Below are 18,247 nucleotides of genomic sequence, written 5' to 3'. Positions count from 1 at the left end.
TTGTCCCCGACACCCCACCAGAACCCGTTTGTTGTCCCCGCGCGAGCGGGGTTGGTCCGTCGATGAACGGCAGCAGTTCGGCCGGCACCTCGTTGTCCCCGCGCGAGCGGGGTTGGTCCACAGGTCCCGGATCGTGAAGGTGTCCTTCGTCGGTTGTCCCCGCGCGAGCGAGGTTGGTCCCGGGCCGCGCAACGAACCACCCTGCTCGCCCTGGGTTGTCCCCGCGCGAGCGGGGTTGGTCCCCCGACGACGGCCGCGAACTTCATCGTCGGCGTGTTGTCCCCGCGCGAGCGGGGTTGGTCCCGTCGCTTGCGGTCCCCAGGCGAGCGTGAGCGGGTTGTCCCCGCGCGAGCGGGGCTGGTCCCCGCGGTTACCGTGATGCCGCTTGCCAGCGGCGGTTGTCCCCGCGCGAGCGGGGTTGGTCCGGCGCTGTTGTTCGCGTCGGTGGCGAACTACCAGGTTGTCGCCGCGCGAGCGGGGTTGGTCCGGCGAACGAGCCCTTCGGCGTCACGCCGACCTGGTTGTCCCCGCGCGAGCGGGGTTGGTCCCAGGGTCGGCGGGGCTGTCCGAGACAACCGCGGGTTGTCCCCGCGCGAGCGGGGTTGATCCTTCTAACGGCTCAAAAGACTAAAGACTACGGTCTCTGGCAGTCGTCCTCGCGCAAGCGGGGTTGATCCCTTCGGTACCGCACTGGACATGTGGAAACAGCGGTCGTCCCCGCGTTAGCGGATTTGGTCCGGCCGCCCCCGCGTTGGCCTGGTAAAACCGTTCGTCGTCCCGCGTGAGAGGGGTTGGTCCGGCGGGGATGAGGAAGGTCTCGGGTTCGCGACGACCGTCCCTGCGCGAGCCGGGTTGGTATCCACACCAAGTCCCTGCCGAACCAGCTCGTCCAAAGAAGGCCGGACCACCTGGTCAAGCGTTGGGATCCGACGCGACAGTTAGAAAACTAGATGAAACTCGTCAGTACGATCTTCAAACAACTAGGTCAAGCAGAGTCGTCCCTGCGCAGGCGGGGCTGGTCCCGCCTCCGGGCTGCTGACGCCGTACGGGAACGAGTCGTCCCTGCGCAGGCGGGGCTGGTCCCCAGGGGCGATCAGTACTCGAAACCGTGGTCGGGTCGTCCCTGCGCAGGCGGGGCTGGTCCGTAACGACCCACGGGCCGGTTGGTCCCTACGAAATCTCGTCCGGAACGATCAAGGCTGCTCTTTCACTCACTCAAACCCAAGCCGCCGGTCGACCACGCCCCGAACAGCTAGGCCATTTGAATGAATCGGTTCGCTGACCGAAACGGACGCGAGGCTGGTGAGGATCTTTGGGCGAGGGAGGTGGGTCGTTGCGGATCCAGGAGGACATCCTGTCCTCGGTGTGGGCGAAGTCCAACCGGGACGAAGCTGGAGCTGTCACGGAATGGCTTCCTTTGCAACAGCACCTGGCCGATACGGTTTCCGTTGCCCGGCTACTGATTGACCATTGGATTTCTCCGCTGGTCTCATCGATGGTCGAGCGCGATCTCGCGGGAGACGGCGCTGCCTTTCGAGCGGTTGTGTGCTGGCTGGCAGGGTGTCATGACGTGGGGAAGGCCAGTCCGGCGTTCAGCTGTCAGGTTGATGTGCTTGCGGATCGTATGCGTCAGCGCGGTTTTCCGATGCACTCACGTCTGAGCGAGGATCCCGACCGTCGAGCTGCGAATCATGCCCTGGTGGGCCAGTGGGCCGCGCGTGACTGGCTAGCCGACGAGGCGGGCTTCGACTTCGCTGGAACCGCGGCGCAGTGGGGTTCGGTAATCGGCAGTCATCATGGCGTCGCTCCCGAGGAATCTCAGCTGGCTCTCGTCGACGGATCTCCGCACCTCACGGGGTCAGGCGTCTGGGGGCGTATACGAGCCGAACTGTTCGCCCGGGTGACCGGTGAGATCGGCGGACCCGACGTCCTGAAGAACTACGCAAGCATGAACCTCTCGATGCCGACGCAGGTGCTGCTGACCGCCGTTGTCATCGTCGCGGACTGGATCGCGTCGAATTCTGACTTGTTCCCGCTGCTGCCAATTTCCGAGATTGCTCTCGACCTTTCGCCTGCGGCAAAATCCGAAAGAACGGCCGCTGCGTGGGACCAGTTGAATCTCCCACCTCGATGGGTTGCCGGGCCCTTCGAGGGCGACATCGATCAACTGTTTCGTGCCCGGTTCGGGCCCGTCCACACGGTCGCGCGGCCGGTGCAGGCCGCCGCTGCGATGGCTGCGGCTGAGCAGCCGGGGCCCGGCATGTTGATCGTTGAGGCGCCGATGGGGTCGGGGAAGACCGAGGCTGCGTTGCTGGCTGCGGAGGTCCTGGCGTATCGCTCGGGGGCGAGCGGTGTGTTCTTCGCGTTGCCGACACAGGCCACGACGGATGCCATGTACGGGCGGGTGCGGGCATGGCTGAACCGGTTTCCCGTAGAGGGCAAGCACAGTTTGAGCCTCGCGCACGGCAAAGCGCACCTCAACGACCAGCACGCCGGCCTGGTCCGCAGCGGAAGGTTCAACGGTGTCGGCAGTGCGGACGAGTCGGTGGTGGCGCACTGGTGGCTGAGCGGGCGGAAGAAGGCCGGGCTGGCGTCGTTCGTCGTCGGGACGATCGATCAGGTGCTCTTCGCGGCGTTGAAGAGCAGGCACGTGATGCTGCGGCATCTCGGGCTGGCGGGCAAGGTCGTGATCATCGATGAGGTGCACGCCTATGACGTGTACATGTCGCAGTACCTGCATCGGGCGTTGCATTGGCTCGGCGCCTACGGAGTTCCCGTCGTGCTGTTGTCAGCGACGTTGCCCGACGAGCGGCGGGCCGGTCTTCTGGCTGCCTATGACAGCGGTCGCGGTGTCGAGACGGGGCCGCTGGGTGGACATCCGGGATACCCAGTGGTGTGCGGCTCCGGTGGCCTGTCCCCGCGGCCGATCGAGCTGACCGCGGACGCCACGGACGTGGCTCTTGATCACCTGGCCGACGATCTCGACACGCTCGTCGCCTACCTCAGGCTGCACCTGCGCGCCGGCGGATGCGCGGTCGTGGTGCGCAACACGGTGGGCCGGGTGCAGGAGGCCGCGGAACGGTTGATGACCGAGTTCGGCGAGGACGCTGTCACGATCTCGCATTCGCGTTTCCTGGCATGCGACCGTGCCCTTATCGACACAGACCTGGTCCGGCGGTTCGGACCGCCGGGTTCGGAGTCTGATCGGCCGGGCTTCCACATCGTGGTGGCCTCGCAGGTGGTGGAGCAGTCCTTGGATGTCGACTTCGATCTGATGGTCAGCGACCTCGCCCCTGCCGATCTGGTCTTGCAGCGGCTGGGCCGGCTGCATCGGCATACTCGTTCGAGACCGGCAGGCGTTGTGAATCCGCGGTGCGGGCTGGTCGGGGTCGAGGACTGGTCGTCCGCTCCGGCGACCGCGGTTCGTGGTTCCCGCCGCGTCTACGATGAGCACCTCCTGCTGCGCTCGGCTGCCTTGCTTGCCGGCCGCGAGTCGCTCCGCCTCCCCGACGACATCGCTCCTCTGGTTCAGCAGGCCTACGCCGAGGACGCCGTCGGGCCGGCCGGGTGGCAGCCCGCGATGCGTGCGGCCGCCGAAGCAGCACGAGCCGATTCCGGCCACCGGATCCACCGTGCTCGGGAGTTCCTGCTCGGTGAGGTCGGCGATTCCGACTCGCTCGTGGGTTGGATGCGGGCAGGCGTCGGCGACGTGCACGACGACAGCCCGAAAGGTGCGGCGCAGGTACGGGATGGCGCGGAATCGCTGGAAGTACTGGTTGTCCAGCGAGATGCCGACGGTGGTCTCTTGACGCCCTCGTGGATTCCCGGTGGTGGCCAGCAGATTCCGTTGCTCGATGCGGTGCCGTTCGACTTGGCGAAGGTGATCGCGGCGTGCGCGCTGCGGCTACCGGTGGCGTTGAGTCATGGCGGTGTCATCGATGCCGTCATTGCCGAACTGGAACGCCATCGCTTTTCCAGTTTCGAGCTCAACCCTTGGCTGAAAGGGCAGTTGGTTCTGCCGCTCGACATCGACCTCCGCGCTCAACTGCACGGCTATGCGTTGACCTACGACCTGCGGCGAGGGCTGATTCATGAGCGACTCTGACGAGTTCAACCTGTTCGACGCTCCCTGGCTGCAGGCCAGGGACCTTGACGGCGAGGTACGGGAGATGTCTCTGGTGGATGTCTTCCGCCGCGCAGACAGTCTCGCCGGCTTGCTCGGTGATGTGCCGACACAGGTGTTCGCTCTGAACCGCCTGCTGCTGGCTGTGCTGCACCGCGCCTTGGGCGAGCGGCTGGACATGGCTTTGTGGAAGGGCATGTGGCGAGATCGCGCATTCCCGGGAGACGAGCTTGAGCGTTACGTGTCCGCCCACCGGAGCCGGTTCGACCTCTTCCACCCAGCCGTACCGTTTCTGCAGGTCGCCGACCTGCAGACGGCAAATGGCGACGTCCCGGAGCTGAGCAAGTTCATCGCCGACGTCCCCAACGGGCACCTGTTCTTCTCCGTCCGGATGGAGAAGAACGTGACCTTGTCCTATGCCGAAGCCGCGCGGTGGCTGGTCCACTGCCACGCGTTCGACCCGTCCGGCATCAAGTCGGGCGCGGTGGGTGATCCGCGGGTGAAGAACGGCAAGGGGTACCCCATCGGCACAGGTTGGTCCGGCTATCTCGGTGGAGTCCTGCCTCAAGGCACCACCCTCGTGGAAACCTTGCTGCTCAACCTCATTCCCGGCTACGACCCCGCCGACCGTCCCGCCTGGGAACGAGACCAGGCAGGCCCCCGCTGTGACGACCGCGAACCAGCAGGGCCAGTCGATCTGTTCACCTGGCAGAGTCGTCGGATACGGCTGAGCCGCTCCCAGGGACGTGTGGACGGAGCGCTCATCTGCAACGGCGACCGCCTCACCCCGCAAAACAAGTTCGACACCGAGACACACACCGCGTGGAGACGCAGCCTCAACCAGGAACGACAACTCAAATCATCGACCCCCGTGTACATGCCGCTGGCCCACGATCCCGAACGGGTGGTGTGGCGGGGACTGCAAGCGCTGCTGCCGATGAGCTCGTCGAGTCCCAGCGCTGACGCGGCACCGCGACTGGCTCCTGCAGTGCTGGAATGGATCAGCAAACTCACCAACGACAGGGTGATCCCGAAGAACTTCCCGCTCCACCTGCGCACCATCGGCATGACGTACGGGAACCAGAGTTCCACTACGGCCGACATAGTCGACGACGCGATGACCCTGCAGACGGTTCTCCTCGCGCAGGACGCCGGACACCTCAAACAAGCGGCTGTGGCGTGCGCCGCCGCTGCCGAGAACGCAGCGTCAGCGCTGGGAAAGCTCGCGGCGAACCTGGCCCAAGCCAGCGGTCTCAGAGACCCCAAACCCCAACCAGGCAGCCCGCTGGACGGGCATCGTTCGCGAGCGATCGAATCCGCATACGCCGCTCTGGATCCGTTGTTCCGTTCCTGGCTGGCATCGCTGGGACCGGACACCGACGCTGTGAGCAGCCAGATCGACTGGCACACAACCGGACACACCGTGATAGGCGCGCTGGGCGCCCAGCTGGTGAGCGACAGTTCGCCGCAGGCGTGGACCGGCCGCGTCGTCAACAAGAAGTGGATGACCAGCAGTCACGCCGACGTCTGGTTCCGCCGGGACTTGAACGCCGTATTCCCTCTCGCCGACCGCGATCCTGTGAAGGACAGTGCATGACCGAGACCACTGCTCGTCCCGGCGCCGTTGTCGGTGCCCGGATCAGCGCCTTGCAGAAGGGCTATCTGGCAAACCGTTCGGACTCGGTGGCGACCTTGGCGCGGCTTCGGCGTGCTCTCGGCAAACCGCCCGGCAGCGTGCTCGAAATCCTCGACTACACGACGGCCGAGGAGTTCGTCGACGGCTGGCGTGGAGACGAGCCGAGCTGGGCCGAGATCGCGGCGCACCACGCGATGTCGCTGTACTCGATCCACCAGCAATCGCAACGCACCCCGATGCACGTGCGTGATCGATCGCTGGGCACCGCGATCCGACGCCTCATCCCCGCAGACGACTACAAGCCCGACCATGCCGTCGCCCGCCGGTTCGCGATCCTCGGCACCGCAGACGAACTGTCTGAGTTGATTCACCATCTGCGCGGGATGGTGCAGCTTCTCCGAGCCGCCGGGATCGCCCTCGACTACGGCCGTCTCACCGAAGATCTCCTGACATGGCAGCACAGCGGTGGCCCCGACCGTGTGCGGTTGCGATGGGGCCGCGACTTCCACGTACCGCCCAAGACCCGGCCTGCCGACCCCGAATAACCCTGAGCAAAGGACACCCCCATGCCTCGCACCATTATCGACGTCCACATCATTCAGACTGTCCCACCGAGCAACATCAACCGCGACGACACCGGAAGCCCGAAAACCGCCGTCTACGGCGGCACCCGCCGCGCGAGAGTGTCCAGCCAGGCATGGAAACGCGCCACCCGCGACGCCTTCGACGAACTCCTCGACCGAGAGCACCTGGGCGTCCGGACCAAACGCGTGGTCGAACTCATCGGTGACGAAATCACGCGCCAGGCACCAGATCTCGCCGATCGCGCCCCGGAACTGGCCACCGCGGTCCTGACCTCGGCCGGCTTCAAGCTCAAGGACGCGCGAAACAAGAAGGACGCACCGCAGGAGTCAGAATTCCTGCTGTTCCTGAGCAATCACCAGGTCACCAACCTGGCCGCGCTCGCCGTCGACGCCGCGCGTGACGCCGGTGACGGCAAGCTGACCATTCCCAAGAACGAGGCCAAGACCCGCGCCGACAGCGACCATTCCGTCGACGTGTCACTCTTCGGGCGCATGGTCGCGAACTTGCCCGACCTCAACGTCGAAGCCGCCGTGCAGGTCGCGCACGCGCTCAGTGTCCACGCCGTCGCCAACGAATACGACTACTTCACCGCCGTCGACGACCACAAACGCGCCGACGAAGAGGAAGACGCGGGCGCCGGGATGATCGGCACCGTCGAGTTCAACTCCTCCACCCTCTACCGCTACGCCGCGCTCGACGTCGATCAGCTCTTCGGGAATCTCGGCGACACCGAGGTCACCCGACGCGCTGTCGAAGCATTCCTTCGCGCTTTCGTGTCGAGCATGCCGAGCGGGAAACAGAACACCTTCGCCAACCGCACACTCCCGGACGCCGTACTCGTCGTCGCCCGCGAAACCCAGCCGGTCAACCTCGTCGGCGCCTTCGAGGACACGGTAAGGGAAGGTGAGAAAGGCGGCAGGATCGCCGCATCCATCTATCGCCTCGCCACCCACGCCACCGAACTGCACGATGCCTTCGATGAAACGCCCGTTCAGGCGTGGGCCTTCGGAGCGGGGGAACGGGTCGAGCCCCTGACCGAACTCGGATCACGATCGACTTTCGACTCCACTGTGCGTGCCGTCGGCGCCCTCGTGGCTGAACGGCTGGAATCATGACCGCTCTGCTTTTGCGGCTGGCCGCGCCCCTGCAATCATGGGGAACCAGCAGCCGGTTCGTCCGCCGCAACACGGACCGGGCACCGAGCAGAAGCGGGATCATCGGTCTCCTGGCGGCCGCCAAAGGGATCCGCCGCATAGACCCGATCCAGGACCTGCTCGAACTCCGCATCGGCGTCCGCGTCGAACAACCGGGCCAGCTCGAACGGGACTTTCAGACCGCGAGAACCCGCGACGGATCCGATTCGATGCCGCTGTCCTACCGGTTCTACCTCGCCGACGCGGTATTCGCCGTCGCGGTCGAAGGTGAGCGGTCCACTCTGGACGGGCTCAGCGCCGCCCTGAAACGGCCCGCATTCCCGCTGTTCCTCGGGCGACGCTCCTGCCCTCCTGCCGGGAGGCTCGAACACGGCATCCACGAGGGCGACGTCGAGCAAGTCCTGCGCACCGTGCCGTGGATGGCCTCACCACGGATACGCCAGCGTCACCGCCACCCTCAGGTCGAGCTGGACATGATCATCGATTGCCCACCAGATTCAGCGGGCAGCGAAGTCGTCCGGGACGACCCGATCAGCTTCGACCCCCGCCACCGCCAGTACGGGTGGCGCACCGTCGCGCACCGGCCCGTGACCGTCCCCAACCCCGACTACCACATCAACAACCAAGACGTGCATGACCCGATGGACCTGCTGGGAAGTGTCAGCTGATGCACCTCACCCGCTTTCAGATCAACCCCGCACGCCGAGGCGCACGCGAGCTGCTCGCCTCGCCGCACCGCATGCACGGAGCAGTGCTGGCCGCGTTCCCGCCAGACCGACGCGACGCCACCGCCGACGGACGCGTGCTCTGGCGCCTCGACCAGCGCGCACACCAGACCACGCTCTACATCGTCAGCCCGCACGAACCCGAACTCACCCACCTCGTCGAAGCCGCGGGCTGGGCGGCCGCCCCCGGCGACACGCGCCCCTACACACCGTTACTCCACCGCTTGACCGCCGGCGACGTGTGGGCGTTTCGCCTGACCGCGAACCCCGTGCGCAGTACACGCAAAACCGACGACGCGACACGATCTCAACGGTTCGGCCACGTGACCGTCAAGCAGCAGACAACCTGGCTGCTCGACCGCGCCGGCGGACAAGGCTTCACCATCCCGGAAGGGACCGGCAAAGAGCCGGACGTCGCGGTCCACAACCGACGCACTTGGCGCTTCCAACGGCAGGGGAAAGCCGTCACTCTCGCCACCGCGACGTTCGAAGGCCGACTCGAGATCACCGACCCCGACACCTTCCGCCACGCGCTGACCCACGGCATCGGCCCCGCGAAGGGATACGGCTGCGGCTTGCTCACCATCGCCAGAATGACCTGACATGCGCGAGATACCCGGCGCGAAACCCGTTCCCCTCTCACAACTCACCCGAGCCCAAGACCGGCTGACGTTCGTCTACCTCGAACACAGCGTCGTCCACCGCGACGCCAACGCCATCACCGCTCGAGACGCCCGCGGAACCGTCCACATCCCCGCCGCCACACTCGGCGCCCTTCTGCTGGGCCCAGGCACCACCATCAGTCAACAAGCCATGGTGCTCCTGGCCGAAAGCGGATCGACAGCCGTCTGGGTCGGCGAACACGGAGTGCGCTACTACGCCCACGGCCGCACCCTCGCCAACTCCTCACGCCTGCTGGAACAACAAGCGTCGCTCGTGTCCAACCGCACCTCCCGACTACGCGTCGCACGGCAGATGTACGCGATGCGGTTCCCCGACGACGACACTCAAGCCCTGACCATGCAACAGCTCCGCGGAAAAGAAGGCGCCCGAGTCCGCCGGCTCTACCGGCTCCACGCCGAACGCACCGGCGTCGCGTGGGAACGACGCGACTACGACACCAGCGATTTCGCCGGCGGAACACCCGTCAACCAAGCCCTGTCCGCGGCCAACACCAGCCTCTACGGAGTCGTCCACGCCGTCATCGTCGCACTCGGCTGCGCACCCGGACTCGGCTTCGTCCACACAGGACACATCAAATCCTTCGTCTACGATATCGCCGATCTTTACAAGGCCAACCTGACCATCCCGATCGCGTTCGACATCGCCACCCGCGACGTAGCCGACATCGGCGCGGAAACACGCCGAACCATTCGCGACCACATGAAAGACGGCGCCTTCCTCGAAACCTGCGTTCGCGACATCAAAACCTTGCTCACAACCAGCAACGAGACCGTCGAATACGGGCCGGACGCCTTCGACAACCCCGATGTCGTCATGCTCTGGGACTACAACGGCCGCAACGTCACCGGCGGCACAGCGTACGGCGACGACCTCCCCGAGGAACCCGAATGACCGTCATCGTGGTCACCGCCTGCCCTGTCGGTCTGCGCGGGCACCTCACCCGATGGCTCCTCGAGATCTCCCCAGGTGTTTTCGTCGGAAAAGTCTCCGCCCGCGTACGAACACTGATGTGGCAACGCGTCATCGACATGGTCAAAACAGGACGCGCCATCATGGTCTACAACGCTGACAACGAACAAGGACTCGCCTTCGAAGTCCACGCACACGACTGGACCCCCGTCGACTTCGACGGCATCAACCTCATGCTCCGGCCAGCACCCCGACAAACACCCATCACCGGCGACCGCAAGACCGGCTGGAGCAACGCCAGCAAGCGCCGCAGGTACGGAAGCCGTTAGCGCAGCCTCAAAGTGAACCAAAAACACCGTTACAGCCTTTAAACCTGCAGGTCAGCATGTGTTCTCCCCGCCCGAGCGGGGCTGGTCCGTACCGGCAGCCCCGGCGAGATCTCCAGTTCGCGTTCTCCCCGCCCGAGCGGGGCTGGTCCGTCCACTGGGCCGCCACCACTCAGGAAGAGTGCGTTCTCCCCGCCCGAGCGGGGCTGGTCCGGTGCCGGTGATCAACCTCTACACCGGCAGCAGGTTCTCCCCGCCCGAGCGGGGCTGGTCCCGACCGGTTCGTCTTCGGCCGGGCCGCCGTCGGGTTCTCCCCGCCCGAGCGGGGCTGGTCCGGACAGCTTCTGGTTCGCCTCCCCCGCCGCCGAGTTCTCCCCGCCCGAGCGGGGCTGGTCCGCCGTCCGGAGTCGTCCTCCTCGGCGGCGAGTTGTTCTCCCCGCGCGAGCGGGGCTGGTCCCACGAGCCCGTAGGCGGGCGCGCGGTGGCGGCCGTTCTCCCCGCGCGAGCGGGGCTGGTCCCTCCCGCTTCGGCCCGGACGGCTGGGTCACCAAGTTCTCCCCGCGCGAGCGGGGCTGGTCCCGGCAGGTAGCCCAACCGCGTCTCGTAGCCCGGGTTCTCCCCGCGCGAGCGGGGCTGGTCCCACGAGCCCGTAGGCGGGCGCGCGGTGGCGGCCGTTCTCCCCGCGCGAGCGGGGCTGGTCCGGTGTTGCCGGTGATCGGGTTCTTCACGTTGAAGTTCTCCCCGCGCGAGCGGGGCTGGTCCGGTCCGGACGGTCGCGGGCATGTCCGAGCCCGAGTTCTCCCCGCGCGAGCGGGGCTGGTCCCGGTTTCTGGCCGATAGACCTCCTGCAATCGGGGTTCCCCCGCGCGAGCGGGGCTGGTCCGGCTGCGGCCGCAGACCTGGCACGCGGGGCGCTGTTCTCCCCGCGCGAGCGGGGCTGGTCCCGGCTGCGGCAACGCCGTGTTGAACGAAGCCGCGTTCTCCCCGCGCGAGCGGGGCTGGTCCGCCGACGCTGGTCGTCCCCAACCACATGCTGGAGTTCTCCCCGCGCGAGCGGGGCTGGTCCCCAGTCCAGCGAGAAATCCTGAATCGACAGATAGTTCTCCCCGTGCGAGTGGGCTGGTCCGATGCGGCAGTAGAACGAGGAAGGACGCCCTAGTTTCTCCCGCCCGAGCGGGGCTGGTCCCGTCGAGATCGCCGCCGCGGTGCAGGCGCTTCGGTTCTCCCCCGCGCGAGCAGGGGTGGCCCCTTCGGAACCGGCGTCCCAGCTGTCCCAAGGGAGTTCTCCCGGCGCGAGCGGGGCTGGTCCCGCGCGGTTGACTCGGGCACACGCCTCATGATGGTTCTCCCCACGCGACCGGGGCTGGTCTGCTGTTGGGCTGAACCAGACCGAGCTCGCCGAGGTTCTCCCCGGCACCTTCGCATGGACACGAACGAAGGCCAGCAACTCCTGCTCGCCCCGCTTCCGCCGTTGACGACCGGCACAACTACAGCCGCAACTGCGGTAAGACCGACTCTCAACCCGTCAACGGATCTCCTGCTACGATCTCCCCATGACCTCCCAGAAATTGGGAGAGCTGCCATGTGTGGGGGTTCAATCCCCCCTCGGACACCGCTTTAGGTGAGATCTCACCAGTTGCAAGAACCTTCACTCAACACTACCGAGTGAAGGTTTCTTCTATTTCAGAGGCCTGCGACCGCTCTCCGGAGGCGGAGCGGCAATTTACGCAGCGGATGCCAACTCGGCAGCTTATGCGAGGTCTCGCCAGCTTTCTGAAGGCCCTCAGCGCCGGAGGAGACGACGGGACCAGGAGGTCGAGCGCATGTCATCGGGATGTGAGTTCCGGGATGGCCGACAGCTCGTCCGGTGAGGGACCGGGATGCACGATGCCCAGCCGGTGGGTGGCCCTGGTCATGGCGACATACAGGTCGTTGTGCCCCAGCGGTGCCGCGCTCAGGATCGCCGCCGGGTCGGTGATCAGGACCGAGTCGAATTCCAGTCCCTTGGCCTGCTGGGGAGCCAGTAACACCACCTTGTCCGTCAGGTCCGGCAGCGCAGCCAGGGACAACTCGGCGGCCAGCCGTCCGAGATGCCTGCCCGGCGCGATGATCGCCAGCCTGCCCTCGGTGTGTGTCGCGACCAGGTCGGCGACGACCTTCGGCAGCCCGGCGGGGGTGGTGCGCAGGCGCCACGGGGGCCGGCCGGTGAAGCGGACCGACCGGGGTGGCCGCAGTCCGGGATGGTGGGCCGCGAGCAGGTCCGCGGTCGCGGCCATGATTTCCGCTGGTGTGCGGTAGTTGACGGTGAGCTGGGCCAGCCGCCAACGGTCGTCCAGGTGCGGCCGCAGCACGCGTTCCCACGAGGACGCGCCAGCCGGATTCCCGGTTTGAGCGAGGTCACCGAGGACGGTCATCGATCTGCTGGGGCAGCGGCGCATCAGCATCCGCCAGGCCATGGCGGACAGTTCCTGTGCCTCGTCGACGACCACGTGCCCGAACGTCGCCGGGCTGCCGCCCTGGCCGACCAAGGCAGCGGCCTCGTCCAGCAACGGGACGTCGGCGACACTCCAGCCGGCGCCCGGACCGTCGACGACGTCCGACACCACGTGCTGCGGAGTCAGCAGCGGCCACAGGCCGTCGAGCACGTCCTGGACGCCGACATCACTCAGCAGGCTGTCCCGGAGACGGGCCTTGTCGGTCTCGTCCAGCAGGGTTCTCGGTCCGTCGTGATCGTCCTGGCCGATCACGACACCCGCGGCCGCCAACGCGCGCAGGTCGGCCTCGCTCAGCCGGCCATCAGGGCTGCCGCCATCCAGCGCTTCGCCGGTATCGGAGAACACCACCATCTCCAGGTCCTCGATCAAACCCTGAGCAAGTGCGTCCACGATCTCCCGCGCGAACACCAGCCTGGCCTGGTTGTGCGGCAGTCCGGTCTGCCGGGCTCTCTGCACGGCAAGGCGGCAGGTCTCAGGTTCGAGCCGCAGTTCCTGCTGCTCGAACGCGATGTCCATTGGCTCGCCGGGAATCCGGACCCGCGCGCGCACCGCTGCCCTCAACCGTTCGGCCATGTCCGCCCGGCCCTTCAGCTCAGCGATCTCAGGTGGATCGACCCGGCTGACGTCGATACCCGGACACAGGTCGGCGATCGTCGCCGTCACCACGGAGTTCTCGCCGAGACCGGGCAGAACCTGGCCGATGTAGTCCAGAAAGAGGCGGCTGGGGCCCACGACCAGGACACCGCGGGCACGCAGGTGGAGATGCGTGTAGAGCAGGTAGGCGACCCGGTGTAACGCGACAGCGGTCTTTCCCGTGCCCGGGCCACCCTGCACCACCAGCACTCCCTGGTGCTCACTCCGGATGACCCGGTCCTGCTCGGCCTGCAGGGTCGTGACGATGTCGCGCATCCTCCCGGTCCGTTCCGCTGTCACCGCCGCCAGCAGCGCGCCCTCACCGACCAGGCTGCCGTCGGCGGCGGTGTCCGGGTCGAGCAACTCGTCGTCGAGCGCAACGACCCTGCGACCCCGCGTGGTGATGCGACGCCGCCGGCGGACGCCGTGCGGCTCGATCGCGGTCGCGGCGTAGAACGGCTGCGCCGCCGGTGCGCGCCAGTCCACCATCAAAGGTTCGTCATCCGTGTCCCGGAACAACCCCAGCCGGCCCACGTAGACACGGCGGCCGTCGCACATGTCCAGCCGCCCGAAGCACAGCCCCTGTTCGACCCCGTCGAGGCGGGCCACTTCCGCTTGCCAGGTAGCCATCGCCACGTGGTCTTCACCGGCCCGCCGCACCGCCGCCAACCGCGCGGCCGCCTGTTCGCGCAGGGCATCCACCCGGGCGTACAAGACCGCCAGGTACTCCTGCTCGACGTCGATCTCAGTGACAGTCACTCCAGCACTCCCCCCGCCATCGATGATCAGTGACATCGAGGATGCACAGCGACCTCACGGAGAAACAGTCTTGTTCTTTCCCGCGACCTCAGCCGCCGGGACAGTAGTCGCCGGAACACAACCCGCTCATGGCCGACTACAACCGCAGCGACTGAACACCCTCGACTCGGTATGAGGGCATAGTTGGCAGGGCGCGTGCCGTACGGAACGATGATCCAGTGCTGGTTCAGGTGGAGCGACATCCCGACGATGCCGGTCTGGTCACCGTGAGAACCTCGGTCGGAACCGTGCCGGCGTCCTGGGCCGGAAACCCGGAGACGGCAACGGGCGAGCACCATATCGAATGGGAACTGGACGAAGAGTTCCGGTGGGGATCCAACTGCTCGCCAGTCGCAATCGAGGAACCGCGCCTTTACAACGACGAACGCGAAGTTTTCTACCGAGGACGACTCGGCCTCACCGAGATTGAGGCGGCGCAGCCGCTCGCGCACCTGGAAATGGCCGGCGCGGTGATCGACCTCGGCCCTATTGCCGGCCTGCCCCAAGGGATGGCCGGCACATGGGTCGAGATCAACCTAAGACCCGAGAAGATCAAAATCCATCCCTACCAGACATGACCTGCCGGCCACTGCCGCCTGTCGTTGATCGGCATGAGCGGACGCTTCCGGTTCGTCTGATTTACGGCACCCATTCACGTCTTCATCGCTTCAAGCGCTCGCACGAAGGCATCTTCGGTAACGACGGGAACTCCTAGAGCCCGCGCGTCCTTCGCTTTGCCGGATAACGAATCCGGATCCGCGGCGGCAACGACTCGGGTCTTCCTGCTCACCGAGCTGATCACCTGGAGACCGAGAGTCAGCGCTTCTGCGGTGAGCTCGCTGCGCTGACGGCGCATCGTCCCGGTCAGAACGATCCGGTCACCAGGGCGCAGCACAAGCCCTCCAATATTGACCTCTACGACCTGGGACCGAGATCGCCCCATCCGCGTGGGCTGTTCCTCACGGACAACGAGATCGACCTCATCGGCAACTAGGCCGAGAAGGGCAGCTACCGCTTCCAGATCTCGTCGCTCTCCCACGGACACGTGCCCGTCCGCCCAAGCGGCTTGCGCGAGGCTGCGTAAGTAGCCGTGGTGCAACTGGACGACCTCCGCCTTGTGCAGGCCTAGGTCATGAGCGACATCGATCAGCGCATCGGCTTCCGAAGCCGAGATCTGCCGATCAAGTAAGGCTCTATCCAGGACGGCGAGGTACGCGTCGACCTCGGGCTTCCCCTCACGAGGGACACGATCCACCAACCGGGCAAGGAAGTGCGGCTCGGCGTGACCGGCCGCCTGCCGATGTACCGGCTTGACCAGACCTTGAGGCATGGAAGGCAGGTCCCCATGCACATCCGGCAAGCCGCGAAGCCGAAATGAGGCTGAGTCTGGGGCGCCTTCTACCAGTCGACCGAATAGCTGGGCCGTGGCAAGGGCATCACCGAGCGCAGTATGGAACCGCACGCCGTCCACGCCGACAGCCTTGCAGCACTCGACGAGTGACCTTGGCGTCCCAGGGAAAACGTCGCCTGCGAGCCTCATGGTGCACACGCCGCCGGACAGGTACCGGGACAGATCCACATCCAGGCGGGCGAACTCGGCACGCAGGTGCATGGCATCGAACGGCAGGTTGTGCGCGACAGGAACACGACCTCGGAAGAGCTCGAGCACGTCGCCGGCGAACTGCTCGAACTTCGGAGCACGACGCACCTCAGCGGCGCGGATGCCATGAATGGCCTGAGGGCCGAGATCACGATCCGGGTTCACCAGGGTCGACCACTCGTCCGTGACCTCGCCGGAGAAATCGACATGGACGACCGCGATCTCGGCGATTCGATGTCGGTAACCGGGCCGTATCCCCGTTGTCTCGGTGTCGACGACCGCGAACCCACGAAGCGACGTCATAGCGGCAGCCGAGTAGTCATGCCAGCCCGCACCGACGCAAGCCAGGACGGCGGCAACGGCTCTGCTTCCCCGTGCGCGTCCCGGACGTAGCTTCGCCTCTTCACGCCTTCGGTCTCGGCCCATTGCCGGACCAGCCATCGCAGTACCCCGACCGCCGTCAACGCAGCGGAACCGACCACTGTCGATCCTACGACGGCAGACACCTTCGACAAGGACCGTAGGTCATCGAATCCGACGACCTGCTCGACTGAGAGGTCGCGGCTCCATTCCAGGTCGGCTACGTTCTTGAGCTCACGCTTCGCCACCGACACGGTGCTGTCGTACGCCACCCGACGGCCAACGATATCCACGAAACACTGAAGCGGCGAAAACAATTGCGCTGTCCACCACTTCTCCGCCTCGATACCAGCGGCCTTTGTGACTCTGTCGAGCACTTCATCCAGCTCCCCCGGAACGACCGCGGCGATCGACCGTCGCTCCACCAAGGTCAACAAGCGACGCGCCTCGTCCCGCGACACCAGCAAACGATCGAGCTGGTAGATCCACGCTCCGACCGGCATCCCTTGCGGACTCACATGCCAGACCGCGACAGACTCCTCTCCTGCCACTCCAGGACCGACCACCACCACAGCGCTCGCAGGAGCCGACAAGGCGACCGAGCCCCCCGCTACCACGCCTTCCAGCCCGTCAACGTCGCTCACGCGCCACCCACCCTCGAATCAGTCGAACGACTCAACAAGTCGTGGAGCGGATCAACTTGTTACGCGAAGTTCTCCGACCGAGACAAAGTTGTGGCCGCAGGTTCAGGGTCCCACACCCCATGATGGTCAACCCTCCGCTTCGACACCTGTCTTGATCAGGCATAACGGTCTTGACACATCAAATTTTGTGCATAATGCTTTCAGCTCGCCCTCCCCTAGCCGAGCGAAAGAGGTGTCCATGGCGGCCACCGAGCCCCAGGTGACGAACCGGACGATGCGCCGCATCGCGATAGCGAGCGGAACCGGCACCGTCATCGAGTACTACGACTTCTTCATCTTCGCGACGGCCGCGGCCCTCGTGTTCCCCAAGGTGTTCTTTCCCGCGCTGGGCTCCGCCGCCGGGGTGGTCGCCTCGTTCGCGACGCTGGGCGTGGCCTTCGTCGCGCGGCCGGTCGGCTCGGTTCTTTTCGGGCACTTCGGTGACCGGCTCGGGCGAAAGCGGACTTTGGTCACGACGCTGCTGGTCATGGGCCTGGCCACCGCGTTGGTCGGCCTGATGCCGACTGCGGACCAGATCGGTGTCGTCGCGCCGATCCTCATCGTCATTCTGCGGTTCCTGCAGGGGCTCGCGGTCGGCGGCGAATGGACCGGTGCGACGCTGATGGCCGCGGAGAGCGCACCCAAGGCCAAGCGCGGCTTCTGGTCGATGTTCGGCGCGCTGGGCGGATCGATCGGCTTCGTGCTGGCGAGCGTGACCTTCCTGATCATCGGCGAAACGATGTCCGACGAGACCTTCCACAGCTACGGCTGGCGGATTCCCTTCATCGCCAGCCTCCTGCTGATCGCGATCGGTCTGTTCGTCCGGCTGAAGATCGACGAGACACCGGTGTTCAAGGGCGAGGTGTCCCAGCGCGGCACCGCCCGGGCGCCGTTCGTGGAGGCGCTCAAGAGCCAGCCGCGCGAGATCACCTTCGCTTCCGGCGTGCTCGTGATGACCTTCGCCTTCTACTACCTAGCCGTCGGGTACCTGATCAACTACGGCACCGCTGTGCTCAAGCTGCCCCGGACGACCGTGCTGTTGATCGGCATCGCGGCGGGCCTGGTGTTCGGGCTGGCGATCGTGCTGGGAGCCGCGTGCTCGGATCGTGTCGGACGCAAGAAGGTCATCGTCGCCGGGAACGCGGTGGCGGTGGTGTGGGCGCTGGCGTTGTTCCCGATCCTCGACTCGGCTTCGGCTGTCACCTTCGCGATCGGCTCCTGCGTGACGACGCTCATCGCCGGTTTCGCCTACGGGCCGGTCGGGGCGTTCATGCCGGAGCTGTTCCACACGCGCTACCGGTACACCGCCACCGGATTCAGCTACAACATCGCCGGCGTCCTCGGTGGCGCGGTGCCGCCTCTCGTCGCAGCGGCGATCACCGCTGCGTACGGCGGCTTTGCGTTCGGGATCTTCCTCACCGTGCTGTGTCTGATCAGCCTCGGCTGCACGCTCGCCCTCCGCGAGACCAGGCACGCGGAGATGAGCGAACCGGCGAAGGCTGCGGTCCACTGAGTTTGTGGTGCCGCCCCGGAGAG

At 66.3% G+C, this 18,247-nt stretch carries 13 protein-coding genes and 2 CRISPR repeat arrays; of the genes, 10 read left to right on the top strand and 3 right to left on the bottom strand.

All coding sequences use genetic code 11. The annotated features are described in order from the left end of the window. Positions 1-991: 991 nt before the first annotated feature. Positions 992-1,144: a CRISPR direct-repeat array (repeat unit 28 nt; unit sequence GTCGTCCCTGCGCAGGCGGGGCTGGTCC). A gap of 189 nt (positions 1,145-1,333) precedes the next feature. The 8 genes from ED92_RS38285 to cas2e are packed head-to-tail and all read left to right on the top strand — an operon-like array spanning position 1,334 to position 10,145. Next, on the top strand, positions 1,334-4,105 hold the full coding sequence (locus ED92_RS38285; RefSeq protein WP_037347292.1) for a CRISPR-associated helicase/endonuclease Cas3: 2,772 nt from the start codon (positions 1,334-1,336) through the stop codon (positions 4,103-4,105). Then, positions 4,092-5,720: a type I-E CRISPR-associated protein Cse1/CasA gene (gene casA / locus ED92_RS38280; RefSeq protein WP_037347290.1), complete on the top strand. Its 1,629-nt coding sequence runs from the start codon at positions 4,092-4,094 to the stop codon at positions 5,718-5,720. The genes ED92_RS38285 and casA overlap by 14 nt, the downstream gene beginning before the upstream one ends. Further along, entirely contained in the window at positions 5,717-6,304 is a 588-nt protein-coding gene (casB, locus tag ED92_RS38275; RefSeq protein ID WP_037347288.1) for a type I-E CRISPR-associated protein Cse2/CasB, read from the top strand. Before casA ends, casB begins: the two co-directional genes overlap by 4 nt. A gap of 21 nt (positions 6,305-6,325) precedes the next feature. After that, on the top strand, positions 6,326-7,459 hold the full coding sequence (gene cas7e, locus ED92_RS38270; protein ID WP_037347287.1) for a type I-E CRISPR-associated protein Cas7/Cse4/CasC: 1,134 nt from the start codon (positions 6,326-6,328) through the stop codon (positions 7,457-7,459). After that, on the top strand, positions 7,456-8,166 hold the full coding sequence (gene cas5e / locus ED92_RS38265; protein WP_037347285.1) for a type I-E CRISPR-associated protein Cas5/CasD: 711 nt from the start codon (positions 7,456-7,458) through the stop codon (positions 8,164-8,166). The genes cas7e and cas5e overlap by 4 nt, the downstream gene beginning before the upstream one ends. Beyond that, positions 8,166-8,825: a type I-E CRISPR-associated protein Cas6/Cse3/CasE gene (gene cas6e, locus ED92_RS38260; protein ID WP_037347284.1), complete on the top strand. Its 660-nt coding sequence runs from the start codon at positions 8,166-8,168 to the stop codon at positions 8,823-8,825. Before cas5e ends, cas6e begins: the two co-directional genes overlap by 1 nt. A gap of 1 nt (position 8,826) precedes the next feature. Beyond that, positions 8,827-9,798 (top strand): type I-E CRISPR-associated endonuclease Cas1e, encoded by a 972-nt coding sequence (cas1e, locus tag ED92_RS38255; RefSeq protein ID WP_037347282.1) that lies wholly within the window; start codon positions 8,827-8,829, stop codon positions 9,796-9,798. Then, positions 9,795-10,145, top strand: coding sequence for a type I-E CRISPR-associated endoribonuclease Cas2e (gene cas2e, locus ED92_RS38250; protein ID WP_037347281.1), 351 nt, complete (start codon positions 9,795-9,797; stop codon positions 10,143-10,145). Before cas1e ends, cas2e begins: the two co-directional genes overlap by 4 nt. A gap of 60 nt (positions 10,146-10,205) precedes the next feature. Next, a CRISPR array of direct repeats spans positions 10,206-11,513; the repeat unit is 28 nt; unit sequence GTTCTCCCCGCGCGAGCGGGGCTGGTCC. 455 nt (positions 11,514-11,968) lie between these two features. Here the strand turns inward: cas2e and ED92_RS38245 are convergent. Continuing rightward, complete coding sequence (locus ED92_RS38245) at positions 11,969-14,065, bottom strand: UvrD-helicase domain-containing protein (RefSeq protein WP_052121204.1); 2,097 nt, start codon at positions 14,063-14,065, stop codon at positions 11,969-11,971. Positions 14,066-14,247: 182 nt separating this feature from the next. Here ED92_RS38245 and ED92_RS38240 point away from each other — a divergent pair, with 182 nt between their 5' ends. Continuing rightward, the gene (locus tag ED92_RS38240) at positions 14,248-14,646 is read left to right on the top strand and encodes a hypothetical protein (RefSeq protein WP_052121202.1); all 399 of its coding nucleotides are present in this window, start codon (positions 14,248-14,250) and stop codon (positions 14,644-14,646) included. Positions 14,647-14,720: 74 nt separating this feature from the next. Here ED92_RS38240 and ED92_RS38235 read toward each other — a convergent pair whose 3' ends face one another. Then, entirely contained in the window at positions 14,721-15,971 is a 1,251-nt protein-coding gene (locus ED92_RS38235) for an exonuclease domain-containing protein (RefSeq protein WP_037347276.1), read from the bottom strand. After that, positions 15,968-16,672, bottom strand: coding sequence for a DUF6218 family protein (locus tag ED92_RS38230; protein ID WP_152611138.1), 705 nt, complete (start codon positions 16,670-16,672; stop codon positions 15,968-15,970). Before ED92_RS38230 ends, ED92_RS38235 begins: the two co-directional genes overlap by 4 nt. A 238-nt stretch (positions 16,673-16,910) precedes the next feature. Here ED92_RS38230 and ED92_RS38225 point away from each other — a divergent pair, with 238 nt between their 5' ends. Next, entirely contained in the window at positions 16,911-18,224 is a 1,314-nt protein-coding gene (locus tag ED92_RS38225) for an MFS transporter (RefSeq protein ID WP_037347274.1), read from the top strand. The last annotated feature ends 23 nt before the right edge of the window (positions 18,225-18,247 follow it).

This window comes from Amycolatopsis sp. MJM2582, assembly GCF_000754115.1.
In the GTDB taxonomy this organism is placed as follows: domain Bacteria; phylum Actinomycetota; class Actinomycetes; order Mycobacteriales; family Pseudonocardiaceae; genus Amycolatopsis; species Amycolatopsis japonica.
The sequence above is the reverse complement of the archived record's forward strand: the minus strand, read 5'-3'. Positions and strand labels throughout refer to the sequence as shown.